The organism is Cecembia rubra, assembly GCF_003014575.1.
GTDB lineage: Bacteria > Bacteroidota > Bacteroidia > Cytophagales > Cyclobacteriaceae > Cecembia_A > Cecembia_A rubra.
In genome coordinates this window covers 26,686-44,978 of record NZ_PYGF01000012.1, presented here as the reverse complement: position 1 = coordinate 44,978, position 18,293 = coordinate 26,686, and the positions used below count along the sequence as shown (strand labels likewise).

The 18,293-nt window shown below is 40.2% G+C and carries 11 protein-coding genes; 2 read left to right on the top strand and 9 right to left on the bottom strand.

The window, feature by feature from the left end:
• Positions 1 to 53 precede the first annotated feature (53 nt).
• From CLV48_RS17160 to CLV48_RS17120, 9 genes are all read right to left on the bottom strand, one after another.
• Positions 54 to 1,796 (bottom strand): hypothetical protein, encoded by a 1,743-nt coding sequence (locus CLV48_RS17160; protein WP_245889596.1) that lies wholly within the window; start codon positions 1,794 to 1,796, stop codon positions 54 to 56.
• Positions 1,797 to 2,098: 302 nt separating this feature from the next.
• Positions 2,099 to 2,686 carry a hypothetical protein gene (locus CLV48_RS17155; RefSeq protein WP_106568523.1) on the bottom strand — a complete coding sequence of 196 codons (588 nt, stop codon included), beginning with the start codon at positions 2,684 to 2,686 and terminating at the stop codon, positions 2,099 to 2,101.
• Between the two features lie 20 nt (positions 2,687 to 2,706).
• The gene (locus tag CLV48_RS17150; RefSeq protein WP_106568522.1) at positions 2,707 to 4,350 is read right to left on the bottom strand and encodes a SusD/RagB family nutrient-binding outer membrane lipoprotein; all 1,644 of its coding nucleotides are present in this window, start codon (positions 4,348 to 4,350) and stop codon (positions 2,707 to 2,709) included.
• A gap of 20 nt (positions 4,351 to 4,370) precedes the next feature.
• On the bottom strand, positions 4,371 to 7,601 hold the full coding sequence (locus CLV48_RS17145) for a SusC/RagA family TonB-linked outer membrane protein (protein ID WP_106568593.1): 3,231 nt from the start codon (positions 7,599 to 7,601) through the stop codon (positions 4,371 to 4,373).
• Positions 7,602 to 8,039: 438 nt separating this feature from the next.
• Positions 8,040 to 9,362: an endo-alpha-N-acetylgalactosaminidase family protein gene (locus tag CLV48_RS17140; RefSeq protein WP_170069047.1), complete on the bottom strand. Its 1,323-nt coding sequence runs from the start codon at positions 9,360 to 9,362 to the stop codon at positions 8,040 to 8,042.
• Positions 9,363 to 10,097: 735 nt separating this feature from the next.
• On the bottom strand, positions 10,098 to 10,796 hold the full coding sequence (locus tag CLV48_RS17135) for an L-ribulose-5-phosphate 4-epimerase (protein ID WP_106568520.1): 699 nt from the start codon (positions 10,794 to 10,796) through the stop codon (positions 10,098 to 10,100).
• 126 nt (positions 10,797 to 10,922) lie between these two features.
• Complete coding sequence (locus tag CLV48_RS17130) at positions 10,923 to 12,593, bottom strand: ribulokinase (protein ID WP_106568519.1); 1,671 nt, start codon at positions 12,591 to 12,593, stop codon at positions 10,923 to 10,925.
• A 445-nt stretch (positions 12,594 to 13,038) separates the two neighbouring features.
• Entirely contained in the window at positions 13,039 to 14,439 is a 1,401-nt protein-coding gene (locus tag CLV48_RS17125) for a purine-cytosine permease family protein (protein WP_106568518.1), read from the bottom strand.
• A gap of 146 nt (positions 14,440 to 14,585) precedes the next feature.
• Complete coding sequence (locus CLV48_RS17120; protein WP_106568517.1) at positions 14,586 to 15,992, bottom strand: sugar porter family MFS transporter; 1,407 nt, start codon at positions 15,990 to 15,992, stop codon at positions 14,586 to 14,588.
• A gap of 161 nt (positions 15,993 to 16,153) precedes the next feature.
• On the opposite strand from CLV48_RS17120, the gene CLV48_RS17115 reads away from it, so the two are divergent.
• Both CLV48_RS17115 and CLV48_RS17110 read left to right on the top strand, forming a co-directional pair.
• The gene (locus CLV48_RS17115) at positions 16,154 to 17,191 is read left to right on the top strand and encodes a ThuA domain-containing protein (protein ID WP_106568516.1); all 1,038 of its coding nucleotides are present in this window, start codon (positions 16,154 to 16,156) and stop codon (positions 17,189 to 17,191) included.
• Between the two features lie 124 nt (positions 17,192 to 17,315).
• Complete coding sequence (locus CLV48_RS17110; RefSeq protein WP_106568515.1) at positions 17,316 to 18,167, top strand: sugar phosphate isomerase/epimerase family protein; 852 nt, start codon at positions 17,316 to 17,318, stop codon at positions 18,165 to 18,167.
• Positions 18,168 to 18,293: the final 126 nt, after the last annotated feature.

The following is an 18,293-nucleotide window of genomic DNA, read 5'->3' as shown; positions in this document are numbered from 1 at the left end:
ATTAGGATTTTTTTATCTATTCTAGGATTTGAATTGTCATTCCAAGGATTAATTTACCTTGAGGTTATCAAATTACTCTCCTGCCTTACCACAATGGGAACATAACCATATTCCATACCAGGTGGAGGGGATACAATAAGAACGGGGTCAATAGCAACAAGACTACCGGTACTTGGAGGAGCCATGTATTCTTGATCTATAGTCCATGATCTGTGGATTTGTTCCACAAATTTCTGTAAAGACTCCTTTGCTTCTTTTGTCCAACCCAAAGACTGGAAACAGGGCTGATCTATAAATTTATACCAACGATAAGTCACTTTTGAGCCATCTTTCAAAAGAACTGTGAAAGTTTGGGTAGCAGGCCCAGGGTTTGCCCAGGCACCAGTTGTTGGTGAAGTGTAGGGCAGGCTTTTATTTATTATAAAATTTCCCTCCACCACTTCATTTACGTTTCTCCAATTAATATAATATTTTTCTGAACCAGCCGCGGGGAACTCTTTGTCCCGAAGTTCTTTGGGTACTGTTTCTGGATTTACTGCCACCCGCTGATCTCCAACTTTTTTGAAATATTGGGGGAAACGTCCTACTTGGGAGACGGAATTTTCCTTCCATTCCAGTCCAAAAGCATTGGAATCTGTGATGACAATTTGAAATACATCTTCAATTCCTTTAAGTTTTTCTCCACCGTGATTAAGGCTGGCTCCTTGGTCTAAGGAAAATGGCCTTGGTTCTAGGGAAGGTTTCCAGGTATGTGCTTCGTCAAATTTTCCTGAATAGGCTTTACCGTTTTTTTTCCATTCCAATATGTGGTTGAAAAGAGCCGCTTTGGAATAATAGGTTACATCTTGAACGAGAATAGAAACCCCATTTTCATTCAGAGGAAATTGCAATTGAGGTATTTTTATGTACAGGTCACCATTTTTGTCCTTTAACTCAAATGCGGGTACAGTATTGATTTCCATTGCTCCTCCACCTGCCATTATCCCTTCCCTAGTATCCAACCCCATTCCTTCAATGGCGGGGTAGATTTTGGAAAGCCTTGACCACATTTCGGGGATATAAAAAGCGACAGGTCCTTTAAAATTTTCTGCATTTAAAAACAGTGTCCAACTTTGGTTTCCCGTGGGAGGAGGGCCAGGTTTTTCCTCTGTAAGAGGAAGGGCCATATGGCTATATCCCAGAAACCTTCCTTCAAGGTTACCATCAAATGTAATCCCATCCGGTGGAACAAGAATTCGGTTGCTGAGTTGGGCTATGCCCAATTGGTCATCCGGCAAAGCCTCTGCTCTATAGAAAAACGGCCAGCCTGGGGAGGCGATTTCTGAATTATAACAGTCAGGAACTCCGTTCATGCTGAACTTTGGAAAACCATAATGGTACCGGTTACCTCTCCAAAATCCCAAGCCACCTTCCTGAGTTTGAAAGACACTGGACCAGGTTGGACCTCTTTCTTCCCAGGTTCTTGCAATTGTACCCTCAGGGCAACAGGGTATATCTTTATTATTGGGGTTATCCGGAGTGATCCAATTTCCTGGTAGGCCAATCTGAAATCCCTCTAAAGGCTGTTCTAATAAAGGCCAAACAGCTGTATAAAACCCTATACCAGCTCCAAATCCATCCGGTCTCCTAGGTGTTTTATACCCCAAATATCCATGTAGTCCATTAGAAGTTTCAGTTACTAGTTCCATCTTTTGGTCAACAATTCCTCCAACAGGAATTGACTGTACCATGAGAATACCTATGACCAAAATAAATGTGTTATAACTAAATATTAGAACTCTTCTCTTATTTTTCATAATAGATATTGGACAAGAACTCAAGAAAAAGCTACTTTTTAAAGATAAAGTATTATTTCGGTTCCAGGATATTCTGTTTTTAGATGAAAATTTGGTTATTACAATTTAAAAACACCACTTGGATTATCCCTCATGCGCCATTTGCTATTCTGACACTTTACCCTAAACAAATCCAGGATAGGAAGCTTTAATGAAGGGGGGGCTTTCCCCCCTTTCATAACTTACAACCCTATCAACTACATGTATATGAGAAAATTTTACCTGATTATTTATCCGAAATATTCTCAGTACAACTCAGAAGGTCAATTTACAGGAACAATATATAAGAATGGAGATGCATAAAACACCTCATTTTTTATGCTTGCACCGGCGTTTATGTCATTAAATACCCTTCCAAATTTGTCCCTTAATTTTAATCTAACCTCAAAATTATCTCCCACATTTATCTGATTTTCTGATAAACCTAATGCAGATAAAGCCTCAAGAGCTGTAAACTGAATTCCAGCTCTTAAAAATCTTGATTCATTGTTTGGTTGGAAATCGGCTAAAGTAAGTGTTTTAATCAATACATCATTTACAAGGTTATTTGCCCCGGCAGCAGGGGTAAATATAAAGCCACCTCCTACAACTGACCTCCTATGTCTGACCCTAACCTCAACAGATTCCACTGTTCTTCCTCCCTCTGGATCAACTGCTTCCACTGTAATATTGAATTTTGAATCAGCTAAATTGGAGGAATTGAAAGAAGTACTTGTTCTTGAGATTGTTCTCAAATAAACCGCTAAATTAAAATCCTTATATGGTAGTACAGGATCAACAAAATCAGTGCAGGATGTGAATAGTACAACCAGTGTCAACAACTTCACAAATATTTTTTTTATGATTTTCATATATTTCTTTGATTTAAAGATTAATAAACCCAACCATTACCTTCAGGATTAGTGTCCCAGAATACCCGTAACCTTTGTGATGCCTTTTGCGGAATATTGGGATTGGTGGCAACAACAACATTTGGATAGAGGAAAGACCTCGGAAAATCTCCAAAATTCACATCTAGACCAGGCTGCATACCATCAGGCTGTCCGGTTCTTTTATAAAGGTTATTGGATTCATTTCCATTACCAAATAAAGACAACCAATATTCCCTGGCAATCACATGCATCTTCCTATTAGTAGTTGCTGCATCGTATTCAGCTGCTACATAATCATTATAGGCTGTAACTCTTGTATTAAATTCATTTAAATTTTGAAAGCTATTGATGGCTCCAGCTTGAGAAGTAGAGACACTAAAAGCTCTGACATAATCCATGGATTTTTTAATTCCCCTAAGCATTAAAGCTTTCGGATCTCCTCCAACACCAGGTATGGTAAGTGCAGCTTCTGCCAACATAAAGTCAATGTATGCTGGAAGCATTATAGGTTGGATACCTGCCCCACCGGCACCTGAAGTAGGAGTTATTGATTCAGCAGCATCGTTATCAAACCTGCCACCTGCCGGATATACACCATAGGCAGTTCTTTTCAAACCATCCGGCGGTATAGCATTATTATTCAGGTGGTCTCTACCCCAATAACCTCTGGTTCCAGGAAGGCAAAAAGGAAATTGGCCAGCTTGATAATGTGCAGGGGGAAATTCTCCAATACATTGGAGATCTTGCCGTAGTGTTGGATTAGTCAATTGCTGTCTGTAAAAATAGAAACGTGCCCTAGGGTCATCAAATCCTTTGGATTCTGTTAGATTATACATGTACCAGTTAGACTGGTAATCACCACCGCCTCCTGGCTGATATTGATTGGCAAAATTTGGATGACGGGAATCCGGATCTGTCAAATTGGTGCCATACCTGAATACAAACTCCTGACCAGGCTCTATGAAATTATTTGCAGCAATCAAGGCATTGATGGCAGAAGCACTACCTGAAGGGTCTATGAGCTTACGATTTAAATGATATTTCAATTCCAGGGAATTGATCAATTTTATCCAATTGGCATAAACACCTCCATAGAAATTGTCCTGTGGCGTCCCTAAACTGGGGGCAGCAAAATCTGCCCTTGCAAGTCTCAAAGCTTCCAAAGCGACTGCATAAACCTGTGGCCCTGGATCTAAGGTTGGGTTAAAATTAGTAGGATCTAGTGCCTGGGAATAAGGTATTGCATCAAAATAATCCACCATGGTCATCAAAACATATGCTTTGATCACCCTTGCAATACCTAAATGTCTTCTGAAATTGGCATTTTCAGCCAACGGCTCCAGGAATTTGATATCATTCAGAATACCTGAATAGGTAGTGATCCATAAGCCATTAAAATTAACAGGTACATATGCATTCTCGTAATTAATGTTACCTTGATTTGCAATTCTTGTAAGCCTCATGCCGTTGACGCTTGAAGTATGATAAAAGGAGACAAAATCAAGTTGGATACTGTTCAGAACAAGATTTAAATTTGCCGTATCAGCGGTCACCGCATTTGGGTTATCCAGCAGATCCAAATCACAAGAACTTACCACCATAAGACTTAAGGCGATAAATAGGCTATATATTTTTCTTATCATTGTAGTATTGTTTTTGGGGATTAGAATGTAAGTGTCAAAGTACCACCAAATCTTCTAGAACTCGGTCCGGTAACGAATTCTAAACCTAAACCGTTACCAACCCCAAGACCCAAAATGTCCGTATCAAAGTTCTGATTGGGGGGGAAATTCAAAGCTCTAAACCATAAATTTGTTCCACTTAAAGCAATAGAGGCTCTATTGAAGGGAGTCTTGGAAATCAAACTTAAAGGTATATCATATCCTAAAGAAAGCTCTCTTAATCTAATAGTAGAACCGTCAAAGGCACGTGGTTCCGGATTAGCTCCATATTGATTGAAATAGTCGGTGGCAGATATCTGAATATCATTAGGAGTACCATCCTGCTTAACCCCTGGGAGAATCAAACTATACTCTCTGTCTACAACAGGATCTACAGTCACTCCCCTGTTCAAAGTTGACACTATAGTATGGCTGACAATAGTTCCTTTATGTCTGTATTCCAACATATAGTTGAAAAAGAACCCTTTGTACCTGAAAGTATTAATCCAAGAGCCTGTCCACATAGGATTAGGATCACCCAATTCTACAGGTACTGCTGTAGGCTGATACGTCCCGTTAGGTAAAACTACTTTTTCTCCTGAATTCTCATCCCTTACAATACCCTGGCCTTTGATGATATTAAAGGGACGACCAGGTATGGCGAAATTTCCTAAATCCGTAAAACCAGCAACCACAATTTCATTTAATCCATCTGCCAATTCCATGGTCATACTTCTATATAAGCCGAAATTCACAATGGACTCCCATGAAAACCCAGAAGGGGTACTTACAGGTGTGGCAGTTGCCTGGAATTCAATCCCTCTTGTTCTGATATTTCCGATATTGATCGAACTTCTGGTAAAACCTGAAGATGGATCAATAGGCGCTGAAGTAATCAAATCCTTGGTATTTTTCTCATAAAGGGAAAGATCTATTCTCAATTTATTATTGAGCATGGTTGATTCTACTCCCAATTCAAGCTCTTGATGGAGCTCAGGACGTAAATTTGGATTCCCAAGGTTTGGGTTCAAAGTTTGCCTTTGAACCAAAGTGCCAGCACTATTTAGGAAAGCCCTTGCATTTTGGTCAAGAAAATTTCTAGTACTATATGGTCGTGGGAAACCTGCTGAGGTACCATAACCGAATCTCAATTTCAAATCATTGAAAGTGGATGTATTCCAATTGAATGCCTGTGAAGGCAAGAATGAAACAGAAGCTCCAGGATATAGGATCCTTCTATTTTCAACTTCAACGGTAGAGGTCCAATCATTTCTTGCTGAAAGGTTCAGGAAAAGGAAGTTACTGTAATCCAATGTAACGTTGGCATAGACTCCCATCCTAGTCTCCTCCTGCTGAAATTGTAAATTGCCTCCTGTTAAAGGATCTCTAGATGACGCCTGAAGAAAGTTGCCGTGATTGAAAAGATTGAAAGCTAACTGTCCGGTAGATACCAACCCAACCTGCTTATAAAAATCGTTACGAATATTACCTCCCAACAAAGCAGAATAACCAATTTTTTCGGAAAGTTGATTTTTATAATTCAAAATCAAATCCTGATTCCAAATGGTATTTTGAATTTCCACAGTTCTATATAATCCGCTGTTGATCAAGGTACTCACTGCCCCTCCACCACCTTTATTGTATCTACTTTCCCTAGACTCAGAATAAGTGTCCAAACCAATTCTGTATGTCACAGAAAAATTATCATTAAAATCATAATTCAGCGAAGTTGAATTGAAAAACCGCTTGACATTAGAGGCATCAATTAAGTTCTTTGAAATCCAAAAAGGATTCATCTGATCATTGTTACTCCTGTAGTAAACGTTGCTTCCGTCAATCGGATTTTCGAAAGGAAGGTTCGCTAGATCAATTGAACGCGGTGTGTAATACAAATTGGCAAATACAGAAGGGATTCCTCCGCTTGCACTTGATCCAAAGGCAGCATTAACAGGTGGGGAAACCAAATCCGTAATGGCAAAAGTAAAAGATGAGTTAATTGAAAATTTATCGTTAACGGCCGCATTTATCCCCAAACCAAAATTGAATTTTTCCAGATTGTTCCCGGGAAGGAAACCTTCCTCGTTTGTATACCCAAAAGATGCAGAATAACTTGACCGATCAGAAGCACCTGAAACCATTAGGGAAGTATTGGACACTAATCCAGTCCTGAAATATACTTTGCTTATATCATCATAGGCTTTGTATTCATAATCAATTGGTGTTGTGGAGGGTGTACCGTCTGCATTAGGAACGAAAAATTGCGGAAAAGCATTTCTAATACTGGGTAAATTAGATGCTGCAATTGGATGCGGATGGGTTCTGCCTTGATCCAGTCTACCTCCCCAGTTGCCGAAGAAGAAAGGGGGCGGTATATTTTGTTGAAATCCATTTCCATATAGGTCGCTAAAATTTGGTAAAGAAGCTGCCTGATTGCCAAAAAAAGATTGATTTAAGGTAATTTCAGCTGGTTTTCTATTTTTGCTGCCAGATTTTGTAGTAATCAAGATTACCCCATTTCTACCCTGATCTCCATATAGCACGGTTGCAGAAAGCCCTTTCAACACGTTTACAGTTTCGATATTATTGGGATCAATATCCAAGAACCGGCTAGAGGTAATTGCGCCCCCAGTACTAAACCCGTTTGTAGCATTGGTGTTAGTATTAAAAGGAACTCCATCTACAACAAACAGTGGCTGATTAGAACCTGTAACAGAAGAATAACCCCTGATAATGATATTGGTTCCAGATCCAGACATGCCATTTGTAGCGGTGATGTTCACCCCCGCAACTTTACCCTGCAATACCCTAGCGATGTCAGCTTCTGGTCTGTTTTCGATCAGCTCCTCTCCTAGTGTGGTAACTCCATAACCTAAAGCCTTCTTTTCTCTTTCTATACCGATAGCAGTAACTACTATTTCAGATAACTGAGAAGCATCTGGAATAAGCGTGACATTGATAACAGACCTGGAACCAATATTTTCTTCCACCGTTTTTAAACCGATAAAAGAAATTACCAGGACATTATTATTTGCAGGCACATTAATGGAATAAGATCCATCCAAATTTGTGGTAGTTCCCACTGTGGTGCCCTTCACAAGAATGGATGCGCCAGGTAGACCCTGCCCATCTTCTTGGGAAATTACCTTCCCGGTAATTACCCGTTGTTGCGCCGACACTTCAGTACTTAGGGTCATGGTGATTAGCGCAATAATCAAGAGTAATACTTTTCTCATTAGGTATTTTTTTAGGTTGTTGGTAAGATTTTTATACAACCAAATTTATCTAGAATAAAAAAGAGGTTGGCTCAACCATTTTATCCAAATAATGTGCTTTATTAACATGTTAAATAAATCCTGAAAAAGAGGGCAAAAAAGTAAGGTAAATAATTAGACCTTGTTGAATCTTAGGACAAGCAAACAGGGGTCTATTAAAAAAAAGATGTTTTCCTTTCAAGAATCAAAAACAGGTAAACAATAAGACCCTTGACATAAAATAGAAGAAATCTGAACCAAAAAGTACATTAAATTAACTCATTTAATCCTTTGTGCAGACAATAGGAAGTATTTATTGTCCACTGAAATTTACTTGAATTTCGAAGTAAAGCTTAAAATTGGCTTCCTGCTCCTTAGCAACTGAATTACCCAGATTTGTTTCTTTATTTATAGGTGTCTTTAAAAAGGAGTAATTAAAACGGCCATATCCTTTTCTAAGGATAACTGCACTATTCCATTTTTTGTCTCTCTGCCTTTTTCAATCAGTTGATTACCTTCCATTGTAATTTGATAAATATCCACTTTATCAAATTTCTTCCAGGTATCAGGAAGAAGCCATTCTCTATCTAAATACCCGTCCAGGCTATAGGCAACAATCGAAGGTTTTTCAATCCATAGAGCCGGAACAAAAACATTGTTATCTTCCATGAGTATCATTTCACCTTTTTTTACGATATAATTCCCCTCTGAAAGAAAAGTTCTCACATTATCAGAAAATTGAACGAGTTGGTAATTCTCACCTTTTACATAGTAGAGGCGATCAAGCCTGTTTAAAAAATACCAGATTGCAGTATTTGAAAAAAATTGGCTTGAAAAACCGGAAAGTGATTTTGCATCCTTGTTAATAATATTTTCTCCATGCATACTGCTTCCAAACAATTTCCCAAAGTCACCATTAAATTCTACTCCACCGCAAAAATAGGAAGCTGGCCACCTCATATATAATTCAGGACTTGACTGATAAAAATGCCAAGCCATAGGCTGATAACCTTCAAAAGCTGCTCTTCGCCAATTTGGAACAAAATTGAATTCATAGAATTTTTCCCTGGATAAAAAGATGTGTTCGCTGGTCACGTCGATGCCTTTCGAATCCCAATAAATAAAAATTTTCCGTTGCGCTTCAGCTTCATCACTGATAGTAAAATTCAGAAATGGACTGATGGGCTGTTGCTGAAAAAAAGGTGAATCAGTATAAAATGCGTCTATATGCACAGTTCCGGCTTCTTTCAATGGCAATAGATTACACAAACTATCAATTCGTTTTTGTGCAAAACCGGTTTCCCATTCTTTTGCATAACTTATCGGATATCCCCACCTTCCTAATCTCAGGCTTCCATCTTTATTTTTAGAAATGATGTCGTTTTGCAGGTAAACATCCCATAACGGGCTATCCTCATAAGCATCACTCATATTGATGTGGAGGCTTACGGTGGTATTATAATTCCGGGCTTCATTCATCAGCCATTTAATGCTTTCCAAAGCATTTGCATCCTGCGGACGTTTTATCCTTTCATTTCCTTCAAACCATGCCGGATATTTAGAGTCGTGACCGTAGTATTGCCATCCAACCAGGTAAATTATTTTCGGTATACCTAAAGTCAGGTTATCAACTCTGCGTATAACATCAAGTGCCTGTTCGCAATTTAGCTTCACTTCACCTGGGCCCACATCAAACCGTTTTTGTTTTCCTGTGTAAGCATCTCCAGCAAGAAGAATTTTCATCGTCAGTGTTTGGTGATATGCATGACTCCAATTGATGATTTTTTTAGGCTTGGTTTTCTCGGCAAATATGGTATCACCATATGAACTCTGATTCCCCTTATATTCTGATTCAATCCGAACCACAGCTAAATCAAAACCATTAACAGGTTTTTGAATTAGTAAACATATCAACAGAAGACTAGGTAATAAGAAGTGATTCTTTAGAAACCGAAAAGTGGTCTTTTTATTTTTTATAAACAGGTTGAAGACCGATGTAAATACGCTTTTCATAAGCCTATCTGATATTTGAGATTTTCAAATTATAGTATGAATTATATGTTAATCCACAATTTTGTTGGCACTATTTGTACAATTGAAATTTAAAAAATTACCTATACCAGGATTCCAACCTAAGATCTGCTGCAATTTGTCGTTTACAGATAAGCTTGCGAAACTTGATGAAGCAAAGTTAATTACAGGCAAGTCCCTTACTATCCAACATATTACCCATTTACTTTATTATGTTACCAATAATTAATAATAACCAAGAAGCATTTATTGAAAGGACAAGAACAATCCAAGTTCATTTTACAATGAATCAAATAATTTCCAAGTTCAGTTCCATTTGATTTCTAAGCTTAACTCAGGAACAGCAGGGACTAATCTCTATTATAATGAAGAACAAGCTTGGGTGTCGCATCGCAAAAAATAAGAATAGCACCGCATTATCCCGGATCAGTATAACCCGAAAAACTATCAACAGCCTTGGCCATAATAGGCATTTGCTCCATGCTTACGATCATAATGCTTACGAATCAATGCCTCTTTCAACCTAGGAGCTTGTGGGTTGATCTGAAGTGTCAAAAAGGCCATTTTTGCTATTTCCTCCAAAACCCTACTGTTGTATACTGCTTTTGAGGCGTCTTTTCCCCAAGTAAATGGTCCATGACTCCCTACCAATACCATTTCAATCGCAGATGGATCAATGTTTTTCTCCAAAAAACAATCAATGATCTGCTGTCCGGTATTGTGTTCATAATCTCCTTCAATGAGGCTGTCAACCATAGGAGAGGCGCAGGGAATATCTGTTGTCAAATGGTCTGCATGCGTAGTGCCAAAAATGGGAATATCCTTAATGGCTTGAGCCCAAGAAACCGCATAAGTAGAATGGGTATGACAGATTCCTCCAATATTTTTCCAATGCTTATACAAGAAAGCATGGGTTTTTGTATCGGATGAAGGGCGCATTTTCCCTTCGACGATATTATTGTTGAAATCAACAATAACGATGTCTTCGACCCTTAATTCTTCATAAGGAATGCCACTTGGTTTAATGGCAAAAACCCCCATTTCCCGATCTACTTCACTGACATTACCAAAAGTATATACTACCAGACCTAATCTTGGAAGTTGCATGTTGGCTCTGTAGCAGGATTCTTTAAGCTTTTCGTACATAGTGGTAAAGTTTTTTGATTTGAATAATGGAGGTTAAAACACCTATTTGAGAAAGGAAGGAAATATAAGCACATATTTTGGCCATGTCTAAGAAAAACCCATCACATTCAGAATATCATTTTTGCCTCAGACATTACCGTGCTCTATCTTTTCCCCAAACTTTAGGTATTCCTTATATAGTTTTTCATAGATTGGAACATGCTTCGAAATGGGTTGATATACTTTGTCAAAACCATTGCCCATGGCCAAAATCGCAGTTTGGGTATCCAAATGGATACCTGCAGCTACTGCCGCATACATGGCTGCACCAAGTGCAGGTGCCTGCTCAGATGTGGCCACCTTGATAGGCATATTAAGCACATCTGCCATAGTCTGCATAACCAGTTCTGACTTCTTGGCCACTCCTCCTAAACCGATTACATTTTCTATTTTCACCCCTTCTTCGGAAAACCTATCCACAATACATTTCGAACCAAAACAGATAGACTCTACCAAGGATTTGAAAACCCTTACAGCATCTGAACCCATATTCAGGTTTTTGATAGCACCTTTAAGTGTTTGGTTTGCGTCAGGTGTTCTTCTTCCATTGATCCAATCCAATGCGATTATGCTTGATTCCTCCACAGGAATCTTAAGGGCTTCATTGGAAAGGTATACGATCAACTCTTCTTCCAATTCCCTGATCAGATCCGCTTTTTGGTCTGCATTCAAATAGGACCGTTTTTGGATCAAATCAGCGGTTGGTTTGACAATTAAATTTTTAAACCAAGCCAATACATCACCAAAACCTGATTGTCCTGCTTCCAATCCAATGGTCCCGGGGATAACAGATCCATCTACTTGCCCACAAATCCCACTTATCAATTTTTCTCCCAACTGCTCCTTACTAGACACCATAATATCACAGGTCGAAGTACCCATTACTTTAACGAGAGTATTTTCTGAAATCTGTCCACCCACTGCTCCTGCATGGGCATCAAATGTTCCCACTGCTACTACTACATCTGTGGATAATCCAAGCTTTTCAGCCCATTCTGCAGAGAGATTACCAGCTACCTCATCAGAAGTATAGGTTTCCGTATACAATCTTTCAGAAAGAGTGGCAAGGTAGGGGTCAAATTGTGATAAAAATTCCTTTGAAGGGAGACCTCCCCAGCTGGGATGCCATAAGGCTTTATGGCCTGCAGCACACCGGCTTCTTTTAAGTTTAAGTGGATCTGAGCAGCCAATCAATTGACCGGTTAGGTAATCGCAATGCTCCATCCATGAAAATGCTTCATTCTTAACAGACTCATCCGTTCTTACTATATGCAGGATCTTGGCCCAAAACCACTCAGATGAATAAATCCCTCCTTCATATTTGGTATAATCTTCCCCTCCCCAAGACTTTACTATTCTATTGATTTCATTCGCTTCACTAATTGCAGTGTGATCTTTCCATAAAACCATCATCGCATTGGGGTTTTCAAAAAAATTAGGATTGAGTGCCAAAGACTGACCCCTCTTATCAACAGGCAAGGGTGAAGAACCGGTTGTGTCCACACAAATACCTTTAACCTGTTCTGCTTGGATTTTGGATTGCCCTAAAACTCTCTTTATAGTGAATTCTAAACCTTCCAAATGATCTAAAGGATGTTGCCTGAATTGATTGGCTACTGCATTGCAGAATTTCCCTTGCTTCCACCTTGGATACCAGTATAATTGACTCGCCAAACATTCTCCGTTTGAAGCATTGACCAAAACTGCCCTTACAGAATCAGTTCCATAGTCAAGTCCTATAACAAATTGATCTTTCATTTTATTTTGGTTTCACCCTCACCTTCAATACTGGGATACAGGTATTGCGATTTTTTAATTAGTCCATATTCAGTTTAAAATCTAGGATAGCGGACCTTATATCTATATCATTCTTCTCCAAAGGACTATGGGAATTGATAAAAGGTCCTGTTACATATTCCACATTTACGGTACTTGCTTATATGCCCCTCTACAAGATGTCTGGGTCAATTATCTTGTAAGGATGGATATTCTCAATACAAATATTGACAATATCATCATTTGACTTTGACACAAAAACATGCACTGAATTCATTTTTTTTTCAAAACAGAAGTTCATTTTTCAGTTTTAAAACAGCAACTTAATAAGCTAATATTCAGGAACCTCAATATCCCAACACTCTTTTGTTTCAAAAATTATTGAAATATTGTCAATTTAATAATATGAATTGCAAAGTTTAATTTTTTATGATTTCTGGAAGATTTTACTGAACAATAAGTACAAAACACCACAGGCAATCCAGGCCGGTAAGGTAAAGAAAGAAAGAAATACCCCTTGGTAAACAGATAGGCTATAAAAAACTGCCATACTGATCAGCCATGCCAATAAAACTGCTGCGTTGAAAGTAATGCCATTAGCGGATGCATAATTTTTGACCAAGCCCAACCTGCCTGCCAAATAATGCTCGAAGAAAATCACAGCCCCAATTGGTGCCAAGATAAACCCATATACTGCCACAAAATCCAGCAACTTCATGGCAAAAGCTGGGAACAAACCTGCAATGGTAGCAATACCACCGGTCACCAAAGTGACCTTTACCGTAGAACTTTTAGGAAAAATAGCCTGAAAAGCCAATCCAGCTCTGTAAATCGTAGGATTTGCCGTAGTCCAGCCTGCTACTAACACACAGATCAAACCTGCAATGCCCACGACTTCATAAGCCAAGGGTCCCGGAGCCACAGGAGGCACCCCACCACTGGCAAATATGGCGGCGGCTTCCGGACTCTTCAGATACAAGGCGAACATCAGGCAAGCAGAAATCCAGGCCATAAAGTGTCCTACATACATCCCCGCAGCAGTGGTCCAGCCCACAGAATTTTTATCCGCATAGCGCAATACAGAGAGGTCTGACATGCCCAAATGCATGGCAGCATTGCAGAACCAGGCAAAAAACAGCACATGCCAAAAGGTAAACTTGATCTGTCCTGGAAATGGCTCTGAACCTGTGCCCCAAACTGCCCAAAGATCGGACAAACTCTCAACACCCAATCTTTTGGCAGCCACTATTCCCGCAATCAAAAACACAATGACCATCCAGGGTGCGGAGATATTGGAAAATTTCGAAACAGCATCGTAACCTTTGGCAGCGACAATGGAAATTACAGCCCCCACGCCCAATACCACCAAAACCCAGGAAAGGCTGTTAGGAGTAGTGTCCGTCAAAGCAGGCATGGGCATATTGAAAGGAATACCCACAGCTGTAGCCGAAACAGTGATCATGGCTCCTGCCAAAAAACAGAATAAAAGGCCATTGGCAAGGTTATATCCTGTAACCAGCTTTCTCCCAGCAATTTTCTCCAATTTGTAATAAAGGGTCAATCTTTCTGCAGTAGCAATGGGCGTCGTAATATACCTCCAGGTCAGGACTGCAAGAAAATTGCCCAGCAACAATCCAACTATCAGGTCAAAAGCTGATACGCCGGCTGTTAGGAAAAGAGGTCCTATGACAAACTCTGTTCCAGCGGCATGTTCTCCCGCATACATGCCCAAAAATTTCCTCCAGTCTTTGAATTGGGAAGAAGGCACAGGTTGGCGTTCAAATTCACTTACCGATAGGCTTTCTTGGATGGCTGTACTATTTTCCATAAGTTGCTTTGGGTTTGGATTGGAAAATACAAAATTTCAGGGAAGATTGCTGTCCTGTATTGTCCTGTTTCCAAGCATGGGGATTATCAGAATTTTTCCGATATGCACATCAAAAATTAAAAAATATCAAGTCAATCGATATATTCTCATTTATTGATAAACTGCTTTTCAATTTCCTCCAATGTTTTTCCTTTGGTTTCCGGTAAGACCCATTTCAATACAAAAAATCCAAGCAAACAAATCAACCCATAAAGCCAGAAATTATTGGCCCAGCCCAGATTTTCTTTGATGGTAGGAAAACTGAAAGTCAGCGTAAAATTACCCACCCAATGTGCCAAGGCTGCAATGGACATGGCAGCCCCTCTCACCCTTGTCGGGAAAATCTCTGAAAGGACCACCCAAAGCAATGGTGCAAGGGTGAAAGAGTAAAACATCACATTTGTCAAGACCAAGAATACTACGATTGCCCCTCCTATGTCTTGATAAAAAGTCAATCCTATCAGCAGATACAGAAAGGCCATGGTGGAAGTACCGATAAGCAATAATTTCTTCCTTCCAAATTTATCCACTGTGAAAATGGTGATGAACACCGAAAGTACCATGACCGAACCGATCACTACGATATTCAGCATCATCTGCTTCAAAGTATAACCTGCTGCCTGAAAAATATCTGCAGCATAATAGATGATTACATTCACCCCGCTCCACTGCTGTAGAAAAGACAGAAAGACTCCGATGGCTATAAATTTCAAGATGTTTCTTTGGAATAGTTCTTTTAGGTTAACCCTAGAAAGATTTTCCTTTGAAAGTGTGGCATTGATTTCAGAAATAGATAATTCTGCATAAAACTCCCCGCCTATCTTGGTCAGAATTTCTCTGGCTTTTTGAACTTCTTTATTCTTAACCAACCATCGGGCACTTTCAGGGACAAAGAACATCAACACAAAAAAGAGAAAGGCAGGGACAAACTCAGCAGCAAACATCCACCTCCATGCATAATTACCTGCCCAACTAGAGGCAATCTGCTCGAATGTGGCCGTATCCGAAAGTTCATTATCGATTAAGGATATCTGCCAGTTGATCAGTTGCGCCAATAAGACCCCAATCATCACCAAGAGCTGATTAAAGGTAACAAGCATGCCTCTTTTTTCAGGTGGTGCAATTTCTGCAATGTAGAGAGGAGAAAGATTCAGGGCAATTCCCATCGCCACACCGCCCATTATCCTGTAAAAATTAAACCACCAAAAGCTATATGACCAAGCTGTGCCCAGCGCTGAGACCGAAAACAGCAAACCGGCAAAGATCAAAAGCCGCTTTCTTCCAAATTTGTCACTTACCCATATGCACAATGCAGCTCCAATCATACAGCCAACCAAAGCAGAACTGGTTCCCCAACCTTGCTGACTGGGTAGTGTGATATTGAAATAAGGTTCATAAAAAGGCTTAGCCCCACCGATGACTACCCAATCATAGCCGAAAAGAAATCCACCCAAAGCGGCGGTGAGACTGATTAACCAAATGTATCTTTGATTGTACTTAATTTCGGTGGCCACAAATCAGAAGTTTAAGCTATTGAACAGGTTTTATAAACACTATAATTTGGCAGAACTGAAGCAATATAATGGTTTTGGCAAGTTTTTATGAAAATAATACCGCAAAACTTTTTTTATCAACCTTTTAAAAATAATTTAATTGCCTGTTCCAAATACAAGACATGAACCCGTTCAAAATTATCCTCTCTTTTAAGGTCCACCTGCTGCTCAACTTGGCCTTTTTCATATTCACAATTAACACTTGTCAAGCACAGGATGGAAAAACCTGGCTCAGATTTGAAGGAAAAGAAGGGCCTGGAAAGGGCAGGCACATTGTACTGGTAAGCGGGGACGACGAATACCGTTCTGAAGAAGCCATGCCCATGCTGGGTAAATTGCTGGCCCAACATTATGGATTTACCTGTACCGTGCTATTTCCTATAGAGCCTGAATCGGGCCATATTGTGCCTTCTTACCAAAATAACATTCCTGGTCTCGAACATTTGGAAAAAGCAGATCTGATGATTCTACTGACCAGATTCAGGGAATTGCCCGATGAGCAAACACAACATTTCCATAATTACATATTGGCAGGGAAGCCTATTATAGGGATGCGGACAGCTACCCATGCTTTCCATTATGAAAAAAACAAAAACAGTCCTTTTGCCAAATACCATTGGAGGAATGCAGAAATAGGATGGGAAGGCGGTTTCGGTCAACAAATACTCGGAGAAACCTGGGTGGCCCATCATGGTGACCACGGTACAGAAGGAGCAAGGGCATTGATTGATGGGATTGCCCAGCAGCAGGACCACCCAATCCTTAGAGGGGTGAAGGACATTTGGGCTGCATCTGACGTATATACTGTGAAAAACATCCCCAAAGATGCAGAAGTACTGATCTATGGCGTGCCCACTTCGGGAATGAACCCCGAGTCTCCAGTCAACTGGGAAAAATCCATTATGCCTATGGCCTGGACCAAGGATTACCAGATTGAAGGGGGAAAGAAAGGAAAAGTCTTCACCACGACTATGGGAGCTTCCGTTGACCTGGTCAGTGAAGACCTGCGAAGATTGATCGTCAATGCTGCTTTTTGGGCCCTCGATATGCCGGATAAAATTATAGCAGATATGAATGTCTCTATTGTAGGAAAATACGAACCATCCATGTTTGGATTTGGAACATTCAGAAAAGGAATGAAGGTGGAGGATTTCAAGTAAATAGATACAAGACGCTAGACGCTAGACGCTAGACTTAAGACTTGCGCTAGAATACAACCTTGGTATTCAAAAGATTGAGTTTAAGGCCCATACTTCATGATGAACAAATAAACCAAAATAACCAATGAACAAAATCGGATTCAATGTCCTGGCCTGGTCGGCCAACATGTCAGATGAGCTCAAACCTATCCTGGACAGACTCAAAAAAATCGGATATGATGGGGCCGAATTTTTTGTGGGCTCTCCCGATGAAGCAGCTTATAAAAACATAGGAAACTATTGCAGGGAAATTGGTTTGGAAGTTACCACGGTCTCTGTCTTAAGTCCGGAAGAAAACCTGATCAGTGCTGATGCAGCTGTTCGGCAAAAAGGGCTGGAAAAGATCAAATGGACCATTGACCGCTCACATGATCTGGGTTCGCAGGTCTTATGCGGCCCCATTCACTCTGCCTTTGCCACTTTTTCTAAAGCTGCCCCACAGGAAGCAGAGTATGAAAGAAGTGCCGAAATGCTCCATCAGGCAGGAGATTATGCGGCGCAGGCAGGAATCCTGCTGACCCCAGAGGCCCTCAACCGATTCGAATGCTATCTATGCAACACCATGGAGCAATTGGGGCATTTATTGGGCAAAGTCAACCACCCCAATGTAAAAGCCATGTTTGATACCCACCATGCCAATATGGAGGAAAAAAAAATGGGTGATGCCATCAGAAGCATCGGTCCCCGTTTGGCCCATTTCCATATCAGCGAAAACGACAGGGGAACACCCGGTTCGGGACATGTGCTCTGGGATGAAACATTCGCAGCCTTAGCTGAAATCAATTACCAGGGATGGCTTACCATTGAAGGATTTACACGGAATGACCCTGACTTTGCCAATGCCATCGGGGTTTGGAGACAATTTTCAGAACCCTGGGATATGGCTGAAAATGGGTTTGCCCATATCAAGAAAATGATGGCAAAACATGGGTTGTAGATAGGTAATACTCCATAGAAGGAAAAGGATGGATCAAGGAGATGATCTTTCCTTACCTAGAATGACAACCTGTCACTCTTCCAAAATCCGCCTTTTAACTTCTCCATTTGTCTTGTTTCTTGATTC